The following is a 17,751-nucleotide window of genomic DNA, read 5'->3' on the forward strand; positions in this document are numbered from 1 at the left end:
TCCCTATCCGGCGCGGGCGTAGGATATCTGAGAGGAGCTGTCCTTAGTACGAGAGGACCGGGATGGACGGACCGCTGGTGTATCAGCTGCATCGCCAGATGCATAAGGCTGGGTAGCCACGTCCGGAAGGGATAAACGCTGAAGGCATCTAAGCGTGAAGCCCCCCTCAAGATGAGATATCCCTGCTTCGGCAGTAAGACCCCTTGGAGAGTACGAGGTTAGATAGGCACAAGGTGTAAGCACGGTAACGTGTTCAGCTGATGTGTACTAATAGGTCGAGGGCTTATCCAAAACGCAAGTATAGGAAAATGGATTTAGATATCAGTGTTCGGTTTTGAAGGTACAAAACTTCAGTAATGGCCCGGTGGCTCAGCTGGTTAGAGCGCCGCCCTGTCACGGCGGAGGTCAGGGGTTCGAACCCCCTTCGGGTCGCTCAACTTCATATTGTTTGGTTTACTTAGAACGGGATCTTAGCTCAGCTGGGAGAGCATCTGCCTTACAAGCAGAGGGTCACAGGTTCGAGCCCTGTAGGTCCCATTTTTTCTACTAAACACAATTCGTGTGTAAGCCGATGTGGCTCAATTGGCAGAGCAGCTGATTTGTAATCAGCAGGTTAACGGTTCGAGTCCGCTCATCGGCTCTATATGGATGGCTTCCCGAGTGGCCAAAGGGGACAGACTGTAAATCTGCTGCAAATTGCTTCGGTGGTTCGAATCCACCGCCATCCATTTTTTTATTGCAAAAATGCAATAATCAAATAGGATTCGTACGGTGGTGCGGATTTATAATGACGCGGGGTGGAGCAGTCTGGAAGCTCGTCGGGCTCATAACCCGAAGGTCATAGGTTCAAATCCTGTCCCCGCTACTCTATGCCTAGATAGCTCAGTTGGTAGAGCAGAGGACTGAAAATCCTCGTGTCGTTGGTTCGATTCCGACTCTAGGCATCTTTTTTATTAATTCTTTACTCAGTAGGCGGAATTGTTTACTGAGTTTTTTTATGTTTTTTATACATTTTCCCTTGTTCTGTGGTAATATTATAAAAATTAGTCCACGTGGTGCTCAAAGCCACATAAGTAAAGGTAAAGAGTTATGATGCATTTAACTGGAGAAGATAAGAAGATTATCAAACAGGTCTTAGATATTAAAGACTATGATCCTGATACATTTGATCCAAGGATCTTAGATGAACTTGAGGAAGATGAAGAGTATCGTGGTATTCTTCATAAGCATGGGGCAGAGGTTCTTGGTTCTAAGAGCTATCAGAGATTAAAGACTTACATTCAGCATGGCAATGTAACAGTATTCGAGCATAGTATTCACGTTGCACTTTGTGCACTAAAGTTAAATAGAAAGCTTAAAGTAGGCTGTAAGGAAAGAGCATTGATAAGAGGAGCTCTTTTACATGACTATTTCTTGTATGATTGGCATGATAGTGATGCACCTGGAAATATACATCCAAAACTTCACGGATTTTATCATCCTGGTATAGCACTTAGAAATGCTTGCAGAGACTTTAAGTTATCACCAAGAGAAAAAGATATCATTGAGAAGCACATGTGGCCACTTACAATAAGACCGCCTCGTTGCAGAGAGGCATGGATAGTGTGTTTAGCAGATAAATATGCGTCTACGCTTGAAACATTGAAGCTTAAGAAAGGAAAGATTAAAGTTAACTATGCCTGATCTTTACCAGGAGTTAATTAGTTTGGCTGAAAGTGATATGTATCCCTTTCATATGCCAGGTCATAAAAGAAACTGCTTAAGCACCCCATTAGAGGGTGCTTTTCGTTGTGATATAACAGAAATAGATGGCTTTGATAATCTGCACGATGAGGACGGCATTATTCTTCAGGCAGAGGAAAGAGCTAACAGTCTTTATGGTGCTGATAAGACATATTTTCTTGTAAATGGTAGTACAAGTGGTGTTCTTTCAGCTGTTTCGTCAGCTGTTCATAAAGGAGGCACTGTATTAGCCGCAAGGGCTAGTCATAAATCTTTTTATCATGCAGCATATCTCAGAGATCTAGATATTCATTACTTACCCGATAATACAGAAAAAGAATTAAATATACCTGGAAGATATAGTGCTAAGGACGTTGAAAAGTGCTTAACAGATGATGTAGAGGCTGTATTTATAACTTCTCCAACCTATGAAGGCAAATGTTCAGATATTAGAGGAATAGCTGAGGCATGTCATAGAAGGGGAATTGCACTTATTGTTGATGAAGCTCATGGTGCGCACTTTGGCTTTGGAAAAGAATACACTGATGCAGAGGGTGGGTTTAATGCCTTACCTAATAGTGCTGTTTCAGAGGGAGCTGATCTGGTAATCCATAGCACTCATAAGACGCTTCCTTCAATGACTCAGACAGCACTTATTCATGTTCAGGGAAATATTGTTGATAAGGGACTTCTTAAGAGATTTTTAAGGATATATCAGTCTAGTAGCCCTTCATATGTACTTATGTCTTCAATTGATCTATGCATGAAGGAAATGGAAGAAAAGGGAGACGAATTCGTTAGAAATCTCCTTAAGTATAGAAACAAGATTCAGGAAGAAACTGCGTCTAATCAGCTGGTAAAAGTACTAGGGCATGATTACAATGAAGACGCCGCTAAAGTGCTGATTTCTGTAAAAGATACTTCAATGACAGGACAGCAGTTATATGATATACTTCGTGAGGAATATGCTTTACAGCTTGAAATGGCAGGCGAAAAATTTGCACTTGCTATTATTTCAGGCTGGGATACAGAAGAAGGTATAGATAGACTGATCAGGGCTATTAATGACCTAGAAAAAAAGGCTGTTAAGGAAGAAGCAAGCTCTAAATATAGGAAACTTGTGATGCCTTCTAAGGCTATGAAATTGAGTAAGGCCTGGGATAGCGAAAAAGAAGTTATCAAAATAGATGAAGCCGCAGGACATATAGCAGGTGAATTCATCAATCTGTATCCACCGGGAACACCGATAATTGCGCCTGGTGAAGTTTTTTCAAAAGAAATATTAGATACCATTAAGACTTATTTGGGTGAAGGCCTTAATGTTCAGGGGATTGTAGAGGATAATAAAGGAAATAAGGAAGGAATTATATGCGTAAGACAAAAATAATTTGTACTATTGGACCAGCAAGTGAGAGCGAGGAAAAGCTTCGCGAGATAATGCTTGCAGGTATGAACGTAGCTCGTTTTAACTTTTCACATGGATCACACGAGGAACATAAGAGAAAATATGACAGGATCAAGAAGCTTCGTGATGAGCTTGATCTTCCTGTTGCAGTTATGCTTGATACAAAGGGACCAGAGATTCGTTTAAAGGATTTTGAAGCTGGCAAAATTGAGCTTCAGGCAGGACAGAAGTTTACACTTACTTCTAGAGATGTTTTGGGAACACAGTCAGAAGTGGCTATTACATATAAGGAACTTACAAACGATTGCAAGAAGGGAATGACTATCCTTATCGATGATGGTCTCATTGAACTTGTAGTTGATGAAGTAACAGATACAGATATTGTCTGCACAGTAGTAAATGGTGGACCAGTTTCAGACAAAAAAGGAGTTAATGTTCCTGGAGCAGAGCTCACAATGCCATATTTAAGTGAGCAGGATAAGAGCGATATTATTTTCGGTTGTGAGCAGGGATTTGATTTTGTAGCAGCATCTTTTGTCAGAAACAAGGAAGATGTTGAGGCTATTCGTGAGCTCTTAAATGAAAAGAATAGCCAGATGAAGATAATTGCTAAGATTGAGAGTACACAGGGTATCAATAACCTTGAAGAGATATTAGATACAGCTGATGGAATCATGGTAGCAAGAGGTGATCTTGGTGTAGAAGTTCCATTTGAAGATGTACCAGTAGTTCAGAAGGAAATGATCAAGCTTGCAGAAGCAAAGGGAAAGTATGTTATTACAGCAACTCAGATGCTTGATTCTATGATCCATCATCCACGTCCAACACGTGCGGAAGTAACAGACGTAGCAAACGCTATATATGATGGAACAACAGCTATCATGCTTTCAGGAGAGACAGCTTCTGGTGATTATCCAGTTGAAGCCGTAAAGACAATGGCTCGTATTGCTGAGCGTACAGAGGCTGATATCGATTATGTTGGAAGACTTCACAAGAGAGACTATGTCCCAAGCGATATCACAACAGCTATTTCACATGCTACATGTAATATTGCAGCAGAAGTCAATGCTGATGCAATCCTTACAGTTACTATGTCTGGATTTACAGCAAGCATGGTATCTAGATACAAACCAAATTGCCAGATCATTGCATGCACAGTCAATCCAACAGTTTGCAGACAGGCAAATCTTATGTGGGGCACAATACCACTTCATATCAGACAGGAAGACACAGCTGATGAGCTTTTCAGGGAAGCTATCAATGCTGCTAAGAATGCAGGATATCTCAAGGCAGGAGATAAAGTTGTATTAACAGCAGGAGTTCCACTTGGAATACCAGGTAGAACAAATATGATAAGAGTAGAGGAATTATAAGGGGTAAAATGGGAAGAATATTTCTTTTGATGGGAAAGAGTACCTCTGGTAAAGATACGATTTACCGAGAACTTATAAAGAACGAGGAACTCAAGCTAAATAAGGTAATTCCATATACAACACGTCCTATGAGAGATGGGGAGACTGACGGAGTTCAGTATTTCTTCAAGGATGAGCAGGAATACCAGAATCTTAAGAAAAGCGGCAAGATAATAGAAGAAAGAACCTATCACACAAATTATGGCGAATGGAGATATTTCACTGTAGATGATGGTCAGATCGATCTATCTGCTGGAAATTATCTGGTGATAGGAACTTTGGAATCGTATTGCTACATTAGAGATTATTTTGGAAAAGAAAATGTGATTCCGCTTTTGATCGACGTAGACGCCAAGATAAGACTTCAAAGAGCTATGCACAGAGAGGACAAGCAGGAACATCCTAAATATGATGAAATGTGCAGACGCTTTTTGGCTGATGAAGAAGACTTCAGTGAAGACAAGATTGCTCAGGCAATGGTGCAAGACAGATTCAAGAATAATGGCAAAATAGACGATTGTATTAATGAAATAACTAGGTACATTATTCAGAAAATAGGATAAAATAAGTATAGGCGTCAAGTGACATAACGACATGGTTTGAGGGGTCAAATTATGGATATAAAGATCAATAATGTCGTACAGCCGACACAAACTGCAGCACCTGAGCAGGTCCAAGAGGCGAATGGAGATTTTAAGTTTGTTCTAACCAGCAAGCTGGAAGACACAAATCTTGCAGAGCGTCTCAATTTGATGATGCAGGATATTGTCCAGCAGGGTGAGAGAATATCCAAGAGAAATGACATCAAGGATATGCAGCGCTACAGAGTGCTTATAAAAGATTTTTTAAATGAAGTTGTCACAAGATCTCACGCCTTTTCAAGAGAGAATTTCCTTGATAGAAAGGGAAGACATAGAGTTTATGGAATCATCAGGCAAGTAGATGATGAGCTCGATGCTCTTGCTAAGGAACTTGTTAAAGATGAGAAGGACAATATTGGGATACTGGCCAAGATAGGTCAGATTGAAGGACTTTTGTTGGATATTTTTACTTAAGGGGAACGAAATGGCGGATTTTTCCGATATCATAGATCAAGTTCAGATGAAAGAGCACATGCAGAATGCGCTCAAGACAGATAAGGTGTCACATGCCTACATCATATCTGGTGAGAATGGTTCGGGAAAAGAGTTTATCGCACGTATATTTGCAAAAGCACTTCAATGCGAGAACAGACAGGACAAAAAAGGCTTTATCGATGGATGTGATGAATGTCCATCCTGTGTGAAAGCCTTAAGCGGAAGTCATCCAGATATCATTACTATTGGACATGAGAAACCAGGAAGTATTGGTGTTGATGATATAAGACATGGTCTTAGAGATGATGTAGTCATCAAGCCATATGAGAGCAAGTACAAGGTCTATATTATTCCAGAGGGCGAAAAAATGACTCCGGCAGCACAAAATGCGCTGCTTAAGACATTAGAGGAGCCACCTTCATACATTGTTATCATAATTCTTACTAATAATATCAATGCATTTCTCCCAACAATCATAAGTAGATGTATTGTTCTTCCTATGAAGCCAGCACAGGATGATTCTATCAAGAAATACCTGATGGAAGAATGTCATGTAGTGGATTACAAGGCTATGCTCTGCGCTTCTTTTGCAAGGGGAAATGTAGGCAAGGCCATAGATCTGGCTTCAAATGAGAAGTTTGAAAATCTAAAAGATAGTACAATTGAGCTGTTTGCAAAGCTTAAAAACCTTGAGATCCATGATATGATGGACCGGGTTCATGAAATACTTGCACCTTCTGATGAAGAAGATAAAGCAAGCAAAAAGAATATTGACCCCAAAAGTCTTGAAGACTTTATGGATGTTTTTATATTCTTATTTAGAGATATGCTGGTTTACAAAGCCACAGAGAACGAGGATCACTTGATTTTCTCTGATAAGATATCGTATATTAGAAGTGTTACAGAAAAATGTGATTATGAACAGATCGATCAGATGCTAAAGAATCTAGAGATAGCGAAAAATCGTATAGGTTCAAATGTTAATATAGATCTTGCATTGGAGCTTATGCTTCTTGCAATTAAGGAGAATTTATGACAAAAGTAATCGGCGTCAGATTTAGAACTGCCGGAAAGATATATTTCTTTTCACCAGGTAAGTATGTGATCAAAAAAGGCGATCACGTTATTGTAGAGACAGCTAGAGGTGTTGAATACGGAACAGTAGTAGGCGAGCCAAAAGAGGTTGAGGATGACGAGGTGGTTAAGCCACTTAAGCCAGTTCTCAGAACAGCCAGCACCAAAGATGATGAACAGGAGAAGGCTAACAGAGAGAAAGAAAAAGAAGCTTTCAGAGTTTGCCTTGAAAAGATCAAGAAGCATAATCTTGATATGAAGCTCATAGATGCAGAGTACACATTTGATAATAATAAGATCCTTTTCTACTTTACTGCTGATGGACGAATCGACTTTAGAGAATTGGTAAAAGACCTTGCGGCAGTATTCAAGACAAGGATCGAGCTTAGGCAGATTGGTGTTAGAGATGAGACCAAGATCATAGGTGGTTACGGAATCTGCGGCAGACCACTTTGCTGTCACTCTTATCTTTCAGATTTTGTGCCGGTATCAATCAAAATGGCCAAGGAGCAGAGCCTTTCACTTAATCCAACTAAGATTTCAGGTGTATGTGGAAGACTTATGTGCTGCCTCAAGAACGAAGAAGATGTTTATGAAGAGCTCAATCGCAAGATGCCTAGCGTTGGAGATATCTGTAAGGCCAATGACGGACTTGAAGGTGAGGTTTCAAGCGTAAATATCTTGAGACAGACTCTCAGAATCCTTGTAGATGTTGATGATGAGAAGGAAGTTCACGAGTACAAGCTCGAAGAGATAGAACAGATCAAAAAGAAACCAAAGAAAAAGAACCAAAACGGTGGCAAGAAAAATTCTCAAGAAGACGCTGAGATGAAAGAGCTTGAAAAACTTGAGAAGATCGAGAAACAGGAAGGAAAGTCAAAGCTTGGGGACAATTGATCTTAAAAGCGGAGAAAGACTGGATGATCTGCAGAGAAACGGATATAGGATCATACAGGATCCAGAAAAATTCTGTTTTGGTATGGATGCAGTTCTTTTGACAGGGTTTGCAACTGTTCCGGATGGTGGCAGTATGCTGGATTTGGGAACAGGAACAGGAATAATACCTATACTTATGGCAGCCAAGACCAAGGCAGATAGGATTGTAGGTCTTGAAATACAGGAAGAAAGCTCCGAGATGGCTGGTAGAAGTGTGATTCTAAATGACCTGCAGAACCGTGTAGAGATCATTCATGGAGATATTAAGGAGGCAGGCGATTTATTCGAGGCTGCCTCTTTTGATGTAGTAACATGCAATCCGCCATATATGATAGGTGGGCATGGCCTTAAAAATCCTGATGGACCTAAGGCCATAGCAAGACACGAGATATTATGCGATTTAGAGGATGTGGTTAAGGCAGCAGCAAGATGCCTTAAGCCTGGAGGCAAGTTCTATATGGTACACAGACCATTTAGGCTGTCAGAGATCATTGTCTTGATGCATGATTACAGGGTGGAGCCAAAAAGGATGAGGTTAGTATATCCTTTTGCCGATAAAGAGCCAAACATGGTCCTGATAGAAGGCGTTAGAGGCGGAAAGTCCAGAATGACAGTGGAAGCACCGCTTGTAGTCTATGAAAGTCAGGGCAAGTACACACAGGAAATATATGAGATATACGGGTATAAATAATGCAGGGAAAGTTATATTTGTGCGCAACTCCCATCGGAAATCTTGATGATATGACTTTTAGAGTATTAGAGACTCTAAGAAGTGTTGATCTGATAGCCGCTGAGGACACGAGAAACAGCATAAAACTGCTAAATCATTTCGATATCCACACTGAAATGACTAGCTATCATGAGTACAATAAATACGATAAGGCCAAGTGGCTTATCGAGAAAATGCTTGAGGGAACGAATGTTGCTCTCATAACTGATGCAGGAACACCAGCTATTTCAGATCCGGGAGAGGTTCTTGTCGCTGAATGTCACAAAAGCGGTATTACTGTAACATCACTTCCGGGACCAGCTGCTTGTATTACAGCGCTTACGCTTTCTGGTCTTCCAACCAGAAGATTTTGTTTTGAAGGTTTTTTACCATCTCTTGAAGACAAAAAAGATAGAAAAAGAATTCTTGAAGATTTGAAAGATGAGAGCAGGACTATGATTATATACGAGGCTCCTCATCACTTAAAACAGGTTCTAAATGACTTGTATGAAACGCTGGGAAATAGAAGAATTTCCATATGTAGGGAGCTTACCAAGAAATTTGAAGAGGTTAACCCTACAACATTGGAAGATGCCATCTCTTTTTATGGAGAAAATGAGCCAAGAGGCGAATATGTACTAGTTATCGAGGGGAAGAGCCTTAAGGAGCAGGACGAGGAAAAGAGATTATCCTGGCAGGAGATGAGCATTGAAGAGCATATGAAGTTTTATGAGGATGCGGGGGTTCCTCATAAAGACGCCATGAAGAAGGTTGCAGCCGACAGAGGAGTCGGAAAAAGAGAAATATATAAGGCACTATTAGAGAATGACTGAAGTTGGAGGTTTTTATGGGAGACAAGTATTATGTAGCAAAAAGGCCACCTATGGGATGGAACAGTTGGGATTGTTACGGAGCAAGCGTTACTGAAGAGATTCTTCTTGGAAATGCGCAGTATATGGCAGAGAATCTGGAAAGATTTGGCTGGGAGTACATCATCTGTGACATTCAGTGGTATGAACCACTGGCTGATAGCCATGAATATCACAAATTTACTGAGCTGGAGATGGATGAACATTCAAGACTTATTCCAGCGGTTAACAGATTTCCATCATCAGCTGGTGGAAAAGGCTTTAAGCCAATAGCAGACAAGATCCATGATATGGGGCTTAAGTTTGGTATTCACATCATGAGAGGTATTCCAAGACAGGCAGTTCACAGAAACACACCAATTTTGGGAACAGACGCTACAGCAAGACAGATTGCACATCCAGCATCTATCTGTCTGTGGAACACTGATATGTACGGCGTTGATGCCAAGGCAGAGGGGGCGCAGGAATATTACAACTCACTGTTTAAAATGTATGCAGAGTGGGGTGTAGACTACGTAAAGGTAGACGATATCGCAAGAGTAGATTGTGGACCAGATGCGCCAGGAGCAGGATTTAGCGAGATTGAACTCATCAAGAACGCAATTGAAAACTGCGGAAGAGAGATGGTTCTTAGCCTTTCACCAGGACCAGCAAGGGTTGAGCAGAAAGACTTCCTTCTTACTAATGCAAACATGTGGAGAATGACAGACGATTTCTGGGATAAGTGGGAACACTTATATGGAATGTTTGAAAGATGTCATGCATGGCAGGGTATTGGATGCAAGGATCATTGGCCAGATTGTGATATGCTTCCACTTGGACATCTGTGCGTTTGCAATAACGAGAATGGAAAACAGGGGCATTACACACATTTCACCCATGATGAACAGAAGATTCTCATGACACTTTGGTGTATATTCAGATCTCCACTTATGTTTGGTGGTGAGATGAGAGATAATGACGAGTTCACAAAGAGTCTTTTGACCAATGAAAAGCTTCTGAACATGCACAAAAACGGAAGAAAAGCCAGACAGGTTGAAAGAAAAGATGATGTTGTAGCATGGAAGAGCATCTCAAAAGATGAAAAGATCTACATTGCAATTTTCAATATCAGCGACTCAAAAAGAAAGTACAAGCTTAAATTAAAAGATTTTGGACTTCCAAAGAGTAAAAAGTATGACGCTATAGAAATTTGGACCAACGTTTCCGAAACTTTGGAAAATGGAAAGAGGTTTGAGCTGGCGCCACACACAGTTGTTTGCTACGAAATCGAAGCGTCAGAAATGTTAAAATAATGCTAGGTTTTAACAGGAATTTTATAGATATTTTCTGTCAAAAATCTTGTTAAAAGTTTGACTTTGTAGTATAAAAGAAGTATCGGGCGCAGAATTCCCGTTTGATAATATTGAAACTGCGAATCACGTATTCGTAACAAAAAAATATTAAAGAAAAGAGGATAGCAAAATGGCAAATATCGATTTAAGCCAGTATGGCATCACAGGTGTAAAAGAAGTTGTTTACAATCCTTCATATGAAGACCTTTTCAAAGATGAGATTGATCCAAGTCTTACAGGTTATGATAAGGGTGTAGAGACAGAGCTTGGTGCTGTTAATGTTATGACAGGTATCTATACAGGTCGTTCACCTAAAGATAAGTTCATCGTTGAGGATGAGAAGTCAAAGGATACAGTATGGTGGACATCTGAGGAATATCCTAACGATAACCACAGAGCATCACAGGCTGCTTGGGATGCTTGTAAGAAGCTCGCTGTAGAAGAGCTTTCAAACAAGAAGCTTTATGTAATCGATGGTTTCTGCGGAGCAAATGCTGATACACGTCTTGCAGTACGTTTCATCGTAGAGGTTGCTTGGCAGGCTCACTTCGTAAAGAACATGTTTATCCGTCCTACAGCTGAGGAAGAGGCTAACTTCAAGCCTGATTTCGTTGTTTACAACGCTTCTAAGGCTAAGGTTGAGAACTATAAGGAGCTCGGACTTAACTCTGAGACAGCAGTTCTTTTCAACGTAACAAGCAAGGAGCAGGTAATCCTTAATACTTGGTACGGTGGAGAGATGAAGAAGGGTCTCTTCTCAATGCAGAACTACTTCCTTCCACTTCAGGGCATGGCATCAATGCACTGCTCAGCTAACACAGATATGGAAGGTAAGCACACAGCTATCTTCTTCGGTCTTTCAGGAACAGGTAAGACAACTCTTTCAACAGATCCTAAGAGACTTCTCATCGGTGATGACGAGCACGGTTGGGATGACAACGGTGTATTCAACCTTGAAGGTGGTTGCTATGCTAAGGTTATCGGCCTTGATAAAGAGTCTGAGCCAGATATCTACAACGCAATCAAGAGAAATGCTCTTCTTGAGAACGTAACAGTAGATGCTAACGGTAAGATTGACTTTGATGACAAGAGCGTTACAGAGAACACTCGTGTATCATATCCTATCGAGTTCATCGACAAGATTGCTCAGAAGGTAAATAAAGTTTCTGCTGGTCCAGATGCTGAGAACGTAATCTTCCTTTCAGCTGATGCTTTCGGAGTACTTCCTCCTGTATCAATCCTTACACCAGAGCAGACACAGTACTACTTCCTTTCAGGATTCACAGCTAAGCTTGCTGGAACAGAGAGAGGAATCACAGAGCCTACACCTACATTCTCAGCTTGCTTCGGTCAGGCATTCCTTGAGCTTCATCCTACAAAGTACGCTCAGGAGCTTGTTAAGAAGATGCAGAAGTCAGGAGCAAAGGCTTACCTTGTTAACACAGGTTGGAACGGAACAGGTAAGAGAATCTCTATCAAGGATACACGTGGTATCATCGATGCTATCCTTAACGGTGATGTTCTTAAGGCAGAGACCAAGAAGATCCCTTACTTCGATTTCGAAGTTCCTACATCTCTTCCAGGAGTTGATCCTACAATTCTTGATCCTAGAGATACATATGCAAATGCATCTGAGTGGGAAGAGAAGGCAAAAGACCTTGCAGCTAGATTCCAGAAGAACTTTGTTAAGTACACAGGAAACGAAGCAGGTAAGGCACTTGTATCAGCTGGTCCTCAGCTTTGATAATTTAAACATTCAAGGGCTGTCACGAAAGTGGCAGCTCTTTTTATAGGGGCGGTTATGGAAAACATATTTGAATATGCACCAATAATCTATATGGATAAAAAAGAGCCAATAAGTATCAAAAAAGTTGGCTATCGCATATATGAAAAAGACGGAGAAAGAAGCGATTCTTTTAACAGATCTTTTGATTTCCAGAATCACAAAGGAACTGTAAAAGTTATAGAATATGCGTATTATCTGGACTACGACATTCAGCACTTATATGACCTTGAGCACATCTGGATCTATCTTGATAAAGAAGGAAAAGTCGTAGGAGCAGAAGGAAGCTATCACGGAAGATTTTTAAATGCGATCCTCTTTGATGTCACAGGCTTTGCAGAAAAGGGCAAGAGAATTAAAATGTACTCTCAGCCAGGAAAACACGCAATGCTAGCAGCCCCTAGACTGATGTTTTTGTATCCTGAACTGTACGAAAGCTGTCAGAGACTTGCTGGAATCAGTGGTCTGGATGCCCCAGAGAGATACCTAACAGATATCCACATCACAGAAGAAGAGAATCAAAAGGTTATCAAATACATAAGAGATAACTTCTCTTTTGTTCCATCAATGGAATTTGAAGAATATGTAATTTCAGAAGATGACTACATGCCATGGAATGAGCTTGCAGAGAAGATTCCAGAATTTATTCAGAAGCAATTAGATATAATTCTTTGAATTAAAAAGCCTACTCACAAAAGTGAGTAGGTTTTTTGGTTCAACACTTATTAAAATTCATCAGAACCCTTAAGTTCTTTTATCTTAGAAAGGATCATCTTTTCGTTATAGGCAAAGAATATGCATGCGCCGATAAAGCAGCAGATAAAGGCAACAACTGCAGTTGTGCGGTAGCTTTGCTTGGTCTCGGCAACAGTAACAGAAGTGAAAGTTACAAGGGCAAGAGCCTGGCCAAGTTTAAAGGCAAAGGTTCTGGCAGCAAAGAACATACCGCTTCTATCTTCGCCTGTCTCTAATCTTGTAAGCTCAGCAACATCTGCAACGCAGGCTTGAGGAAGGATTCCAAGTATTGCCATTGGAATGGCAGCAGTTACTGCGATGATAAATCCCCACTGAAGTCCCTTTCCACAGAAAGAAGTAATTGCAAATACGCAGCAATATGAAAAGAATCCAAAGATGATAAGGCTCTTTTTGCCAATCTTTTTTGCAAGGATGTTAACTACAGGATACAGAAGAACACTGATAAATGTCATGGTCGCTGTCAAAAGGAATGTCCAAGTATCCTCAATCTCCATAAGCTTGGTCTCGTAGAAGGCAAGACCAGTCTGGAAAAGAGTAAGTGCAAAGAAATAGATAACATCGCTGTAGACAAATCGTCTAAATTGTCCATTTGAAAAAGTCTTTGCCAGAGACTTGAAAGGCTTGGTATCGCTAGGCTTGCTGTCAATGTAATCGCGCTCCTTGATGTAGAAAGCAGGAATCATCATTGAGATACAAGCGATGGCAGCCATGATAGCTACTGCAAGTCTGATACCGCCCTTTTGTCCTGCCAAAGAAGTAAGAGCTCCAGCGAGGTTTGGTAAGAGGAATGAAATACTCTGACCAACGATAAATGTAAATGAGATATAAGTTGAAACATTTATCCTATGCTGCTGTGTATCTCCAAGCTCCGCGATCAGCGCATTGTATGGAGTGCAGAACATAGTCATAAACAAATAGAAAACAAGTAATAGTATAAAAAGAACAAGATCATTAACTACGATATTTCCAGTTTGTGGGAGAACGAAGAGACCTATTGTGCAGAGGGCAAAAGGAATTGCCATTGCACGAAGGAAAGGAATTCGTCTTCCTTTTTTGTTGGTACATCTGTCAGACCAGCCAGCAACAAGAGGATCAGTGATTGCGTCAAAGATTCTGCCGGCTGCAAGAACAAGACCAAATAAAGTAAGTTTAAAAATGATAGGATTTTGCGTAATTCCCGAAGTAAAAATTCCTGTGTTTGGATTTTGTGCATCAGGGCTACCCGTGTAGTAATAGACCATCCAGTTAGATACGACACCAGATAAAAGGCTCCATCCAAACTGTCCTAAAGCAAAGATCCAGAGTAATTTGTTAGTGATAGGCTTTAACTGTTTCATGTCAAAAATCCTTTCTATTTTATAAAAACTATTATACACCAAACCAGTTTCCAATAATATTTCTATTTCTTTTTTGAAGAAAAAGGTTATTATGTTTTTATGTAAAAAATTAAGGCAGGAAACTTTTAATGGGAAATTTGGAGAAGTACAACAAGATCAAAGCTACGCTTGAAAAACTGGAAAAAGACCTTTTTTCAAACGTAACACCAATTGGAGAAGTAATGACAGATGAGGGGCTCAAGATATTGCCTGTTCCTTATGGCAAAAGAGAGTCACTCTTTGATGATTCATTAGATTGGAAAACATTTGAACCAGGTGGAGTGTGGGGAGAACCAGATAAACACTATTGCTTCAAGGTGACAGTAAACATTCCAGACTCTTTTGAGGGAAAAGAAGTATTATTCTTCATGTCTACAGGAGCAGAAGATATCTGGAACACCAACAATCCACAGATGCTTGTTTATATAAATGGGGTAAGACGCTGTGGTATGGACATGAACCACAACAGTCTCACAATATATGACAAAGAAGACTGGAAAAATAAGAAAGACAGAACTGTAGAGATCAGAATATATGCATATTCCAATCTTGATAAAAACGAAAACTATCTAAGCCTTACACTTGCAACCAGAAACGAAGAAGTGCAGAAATTATACTTCGACATGAAAGTCCCATTCGAGGCAATACAGGCCATGCTTGGGATTCCGTCATCCAAGCGTGAATCAGTCCTTGATACAACTGCGGGCGCGTTTGAGGAACAGAATAAAAACGTGGAGATTACTGAGGGAACATTTACAGGGTTATCCACAAAGCTATCCACAACTGGGGAAAACTCAGTGGAAATAATTTTAAATCAGCTGTTCAAAGCCAGTAATTTACTGGGTGTGGACTATGTGGAAAATGCAGACGCGGCAATCAACAATTGTGGAAAACTCATCGAGAGTTCCGATTATCTCAGGGCTAATCTATATGGCATTGTGGATAACTCAGTAACAGTCAAGAGCACAGGACATACCCATATTGATGTTGCCTGGAAATGGCAGATCAGACAGACTAGAGAGAAGGTAATCCGCAGCTACTCTACTGTTATGGAACTTATGAAAAAATATCCTGAGTATAAGTTCATGGCTAGTACTCCACAGATGTTTGAGTTTGTAAAAGAGGAAGAGCCGGAACTTTTCAAAGAGATAAAAGAAAAGGTAAAAGAAGGTCGCTTTGAGCCAGAAGGAGCTATGTGGCTGGAGGCAGATTGTAACCTCACATCAGGAGAATCCCTTGTAAGACAGATCCTTTACGGAAAAGAATATTTCAAAAAAGAATTTGATGTGGATAGTAAGATACTTTGGCTTCCAGACGTATTTGGTTATAGCGGAGCACTCCCACAGATCCTCAAAAAGAGTGGAGTTAAGGCATTCATGACAACGAAGCTTGCCTGGAATGATACTAACAGAATGCCAAATGATCTTTTCATCTGGGAAGGAATCGACGGCAGCAGCATTCCAACCTACATCATCACAGCATGTGACTATGACAAGGCTGTCGAAGCCAATGAAACAGGAAAGATCCTGAATTACACATACAATGGAAGGCAGAATGCATCTCAGGTAATGGGAACATGGGAAGCCTTCAGGGAAAAAGACATAACAGATACAGTTCTCGAAGTGTACGGCTACGGTGACGGTGGCGGCGGCCCAACATGGGAAATGCTTGAGATGGACAGACGCCTTCACATGGGAATTCCTGGAATCCCAAAGACGGAGCAGGGGCTGGTGTCAGAGTTCTTTGAAGATCTCCTTGATAGGATCAAGGATAATAGCGACGTTCCTACATGGAAGGACGAGCTCTATCTTGAGTACCATAGAGGAACCTATACTTCTATCGGCAAGAACAAAAAGAATAATAGAAGATCAGAGTATCTCCTTGCAGAAGCAGAGCTTCTTTCAGTCTATGCCTACCTTAAGGGGCAGGCTTATCCAGCAGATCAGATAAAAGAACTGTGGAAAAAAGTAATGCTCAATCAGTTCCACGATATACTTCCAGGATCATCAATTGAGGAAGTGTACATTGATTCTGATAAAGACTACGCTGAGATCAAGTCAGCCGCTGAGAAGATCGTAGCTGACGCAGTAGAAAAAAGCGGGTTAACATCTGACAAAAAGTGGATAAGCTCTTCAGAAAAAGATTCAACTGTGGAAAAGAAGCTTATGCTTACAGAAACTGGCGATGAGACAGTAGTAGAAAACAAGTATTACATCATATCTTTTGACAAAAATGGTGAGATCTACAGTCTCTTTGACAAAGAGATAGGAAAAGAGCTGAGGCATAGCGAGAAAGAACCCCTTAACAGACTTATCGCTTTTGAAGATAAGCCAAAAGAGTATGATTGCTGGAATATTGATGACACTTTTGAAGATGTTTCATGGAATATAACAGGCCTTGATAGCATCATAGCTAGAAAGGAAAGTGGAAAAGTAATCATCTCTATTTCAAGAACCTTCAGGGATTCAAAGATAAACCAGGATATTGTAGTTTATGCTGATAGCAGAAGGATCGATTTTGTTACAAAGGCTGACTGGCATGAGCACCAGACTTTATTAAAGGCAGCATTTCCTGTAGATGTTCAGACAGACAAGATAACCTGCGAAATCCAGTACGGAAACATAGAGAGAAACTTAAAGAGAGAAACTAGCTGGGATAAAGCAAAGTTTGAGTGCTGCGCTCATAAGTGGATAGATATGTCAACCAAGGCGGGAGAAAGCTACGGCGTTGCAATCCTAAATGACAGCAAATATGGCTATGATTCCAAAGAAAACCTCATGAGACTTACACTTATTAAATCAGGAATCTTCCCTAACCCTAACGCAGATCAGGGACAGCACGAGTTCACCTATTCTCTTTTCCCACACCTGGGTGATTACAGGCAGGGGCACGTAATAGAAGAGGCTAGAGCACTCAATGAGGAGAGCCACTATTCTCAGGCAAAAGAGCTTGTGGAAGCCGTAAGAAACAGAATCTTCGAACTCAAAGACTCAGAAGGTGTCTATGTTGAGGCTGTTAAACTTGCAGAAAGTGGTGATGGCATCATAGTAAGACTCTATGAAGGACATGGAAGGAGCGCAGAAGTGACTGCAGCTGTATTGAAAGAATTTGATATAGTTCCTAGGGAAGTTTATGAGTGCGATCTCCTTGAAAACCGCATAGACACAGGTATCACATATGATGCCATGACAAAAGAAATGAAATTCGGATTAGAAAAGTTTGAAATTAAGACAATAAAAATTTTGCTTTGACCGTAAAATACGCTATAATATATTAAGAAAAAGTTAACCGGGGTGAAT

The 17,751-nt window shown here is 40.6% G+C and carries 14 protein-coding genes, 6 tRNA genes and 1 rRNA gene; 20 read left to right on the forward strand and 1 reads right to left on the reverse strand.

From position 1 onward, the window contains the following. The 19 genes from BUA02_RS14715 to BUA02_RS14805 form a co-directional block, all read left to right on the forward strand. A 23S ribosomal RNA gene (locus tag BUA02_RS14715) occupies nt 1–291 on the forward strand; the annotation flags it as partial. Nucleotides 292–358: 67 nt separating this feature from the next. Then, nucleotides 359–432 (forward strand) — tRNA-Asp (locus tag BUA02_RS14720). A gap of 32 nt (nt 433–464) precedes the next feature. Next, nucleotides 465–537: transfer RNA gene (locus BUA02_RS14725), tRNA-Val, on the forward strand. A 30-nt stretch (nt 538–567) separates the two neighbouring features. After that, nucleotides 568–640, forward strand: a tRNA-Thr gene (locus BUA02_RS14730). 6 nt (nt 641–646) lie between these two features. Then, nucleotides 647–728, forward strand: a tRNA-Tyr gene (locus BUA02_RS14735). A 63-nt stretch (nt 729–791) separates the two neighbouring features. Beyond that, a tRNA-Met gene (locus tag BUA02_RS14740) sits at nt 792–865 on the forward strand. A 6-nt stretch (nt 866–871) separates the two neighbouring features. Next, nucleotides 872–944 (forward strand) — tRNA-Phe (locus tag BUA02_RS14745). A gap of 145 nt (nt 945–1,089) precedes the next feature. Next, complete coding sequence (locus tag BUA02_RS14750) at nt 1,090–1,683, forward strand: HD domain-containing protein (protein WP_242946520.1); 594 nt, start codon at nt 1,090–1,092, stop codon at nt 1,681–1,683. A 22-nt stretch (nt 1,684–1,705) separates the two neighbouring features. After that, nucleotides 1,706–3,109, forward strand: a complete 1,404-nt coding sequence (locus BUA02_RS14755; protein WP_178297680.1) for an aminotransferase class I/II-fold pyridoxal phosphate-dependent enzyme — start codon at nt 1,706–1,708, stop codon at nt 3,107–3,109. Further along, complete coding sequence (pyk, locus tag BUA02_RS14760; RefSeq protein ID WP_072705535.1) at nt 3,091–4,500, forward strand: pyruvate kinase; 1,410 nt, start codon at nt 3,091–3,093, stop codon at nt 4,498–4,500. The genes BUA02_RS14755 and pyk overlap by 19 nt, the downstream gene beginning before the upstream one ends. Before the next feature lie 8 nt (nt 4,501–4,508). Then, nucleotides 4,509–5,102: a nucleoside/nucleotide kinase family protein gene (locus BUA02_RS14765; RefSeq protein ID WP_072705537.1), complete on the forward strand. Its 594-nt coding sequence runs from the start codon at nt 4,509–4,511 to the stop codon at nt 5,100–5,102. 51 nt (nt 5,103–5,153) lie between these two features. Beyond that, nucleotides 5,154–5,594 carry a YaaR family protein gene (locus BUA02_RS14770; RefSeq protein ID WP_071174932.1) on the forward strand — a complete coding sequence of 147 codons (441 nt, stop codon included), beginning with the start codon at nt 5,154–5,156 and terminating at the stop codon, nt 5,592–5,594. A 10-nt stretch (nt 5,595–5,604) separates the two neighbouring features. Then, on the forward strand, nt 5,605–6,651 hold the full coding sequence (locus tag BUA02_RS14775; RefSeq protein ID WP_071174933.1) for a DNA polymerase III subunit: 1,047 nt from the start codon (nt 5,605–5,607) through the stop codon (nt 6,649–6,651). Next, nucleotides 6,648–7,586: a PSP1 domain-containing protein gene (locus BUA02_RS14780; protein ID WP_072705539.1), complete on the forward strand. Its 939-nt coding sequence runs from the start codon at nt 6,648–6,650 to the stop codon at nt 7,584–7,586. The genes BUA02_RS14775 and BUA02_RS14780 overlap by 4 nt, the downstream gene beginning before the upstream one ends. Beyond that, on the forward strand, nt 7,573–8,316 hold the full coding sequence (locus tag BUA02_RS14785; protein WP_330393353.1) for a tRNA1(Val) (adenine(37)-N6)-methyltransferase: 744 nt from the start codon (nt 7,573–7,575) through the stop codon (nt 8,314–8,316). Before BUA02_RS14780 ends, BUA02_RS14785 begins: the two co-directional genes overlap by 14 nt. Further along, complete coding sequence (gene rsmI / locus BUA02_RS14790) at nt 8,316–9,167, forward strand: 16S rRNA (cytidine(1402)-2'-O)-methyltransferase (RefSeq protein ID WP_071174935.1); 852 nt, start codon at nt 8,316–8,318, stop codon at nt 9,165–9,167. The genes BUA02_RS14785 and rsmI overlap by 1 nt, the downstream gene beginning before the upstream one ends. A 14-nt stretch (nt 9,168–9,181) precedes the next feature. Continuing rightward, on the forward strand, nt 9,182–10,498 hold the full coding sequence (locus BUA02_RS14795; RefSeq protein WP_072705541.1) for a glycoside hydrolase family 27 protein: 1,317 nt from the start codon (nt 9,182–9,184) through the stop codon (nt 10,496–10,498). A 169-nt stretch (nt 10,499–10,667) separates the two neighbouring features. Continuing rightward, nucleotides 10,668–12,281: a phosphoenolpyruvate carboxykinase (ATP) gene (pckA, locus tag BUA02_RS14800; RefSeq protein ID WP_072705543.1), complete on the forward strand. Its 1,614-nt coding sequence runs from the start codon at nt 10,668–10,670 to the stop codon at nt 12,279–12,281. Between the two features lie 57 nt (nt 12,282–12,338). Beyond that, nucleotides 12,339–12,995 (forward strand): hypothetical protein, encoded by a 657-nt coding sequence (locus BUA02_RS14805; protein WP_072705545.1) that lies wholly within the window; start codon nt 12,339–12,341, stop codon nt 12,993–12,995. Between the two features lie 50 nt (nt 12,996–13,045). Here the strand turns inward: BUA02_RS14805 and BUA02_RS14810 are convergent, their stop codons facing one another. Then, nucleotides 13,046–14,413, reverse strand: a complete 1,368-nt coding sequence (locus tag BUA02_RS14810; protein WP_072705547.1) for an MFS transporter — start codon at nt 14,411–14,413, stop codon at nt 13,046–13,048. 128 nt (nt 14,414–14,541) lie between these two features. On the opposite strand from BUA02_RS14810, the gene BUA02_RS14815 reads away from it, so the two are divergent. Then, nucleotides 14,542–17,703 (forward strand): alpha-mannosidase, encoded by a 3,162-nt coding sequence (locus tag BUA02_RS14815; protein ID WP_072705549.1) that lies wholly within the window; start codon nt 14,542–14,544, stop codon nt 17,701–17,703. Nucleotides 17,704–17,751 lie beyond the last annotated feature (48 nt).

Origin of the sequence: Butyrivibrio hungatei DSM 14810 (assembly GCF_900143205.1) — a bacterium.
GTDB classification, from domain to species: domain Bacteria; phylum Bacillota; class Clostridia; order Lachnospirales; family Lachnospiraceae; genus Butyrivibrio; species Butyrivibrio hungatei.

Excerpts from the sequence above, each read along its gene's own strand:
- BUA02_RS14770 (WP_071174932.1), top strand. The coding sequence starts at position 5,154 with ATGGATATAAAGATCAATAATGTCGTACAGCCGACACAAACTGCAGCA.
- rsmI (WP_071174935.1), top strand. The coding sequence starts at position 8,316 with ATGCAGGGAAAGTTATATTTGTGCGCAACTCCCATCGGAAATCTTGAT.
- pyk (WP_072705535.1), top strand. The coding sequence starts at position 3,091 with ATGCGTAAGACAAAAATAATTTGTACTATTGGACCAGCAAGTGAGAGC.
- BUA02_RS14750 (WP_242946520.1), top strand. The coding sequence starts at position 1,090 with ATGATGCATTTAACTGGAGAAGATAAGAAGATTATCAAACAGGTCTTA.
- BUA02_RS14810 (WP_072705547.1), bottom strand. The coding sequence starts at position 14,413 with ATGAAACAGTTAAAGCCTATCACTAACAAATTACTCTGGATCTTTGCT.
- BUA02_RS14805 (WP_072705545.1), top strand. The coding sequence starts at position 12,339 with ATGGAAAACATATTTGAATATGCACCAATAATCTATATGGATAAAAAA.
- BUA02_RS14775 (WP_071174933.1), top strand. The coding sequence starts at position 5,605 with ATGGCGGATTTTTCCGATATCATAGATCAAGTTCAGATGAAAGAGCAC.
- BUA02_RS14795 (WP_072705541.1), top strand. The coding sequence starts at position 9,182 with ATGGGAGACAAGTATTATGTAGCAAAAAGGCCACCTATGGGATGGAAC.
- BUA02_RS14765 (WP_072705537.1), top strand. The coding sequence starts at position 4,509 with ATGGGAAGAATATTTCTTTTGATGGGAAAGAGTACCTCTGGTAAAGAT.
- BUA02_RS14815 (WP_072705549.1), top strand. The coding sequence starts at position 14,542 with ATGGGAAATTTGGAGAAGTACAACAAGATCAAAGCTACGCTTGAAAAA.
- pckA (WP_072705543.1), top strand. The coding sequence starts at position 10,668 with ATGGCAAATATCGATTTAAGCCAGTATGGCATCACAGGTGTAAAAGAA.
- BUA02_RS14780 (WP_072705539.1), top strand. The coding sequence starts at position 6,648 with ATGACAAAAGTAATCGGCGTCAGATTTAGAACTGCCGGAAAGATATAT.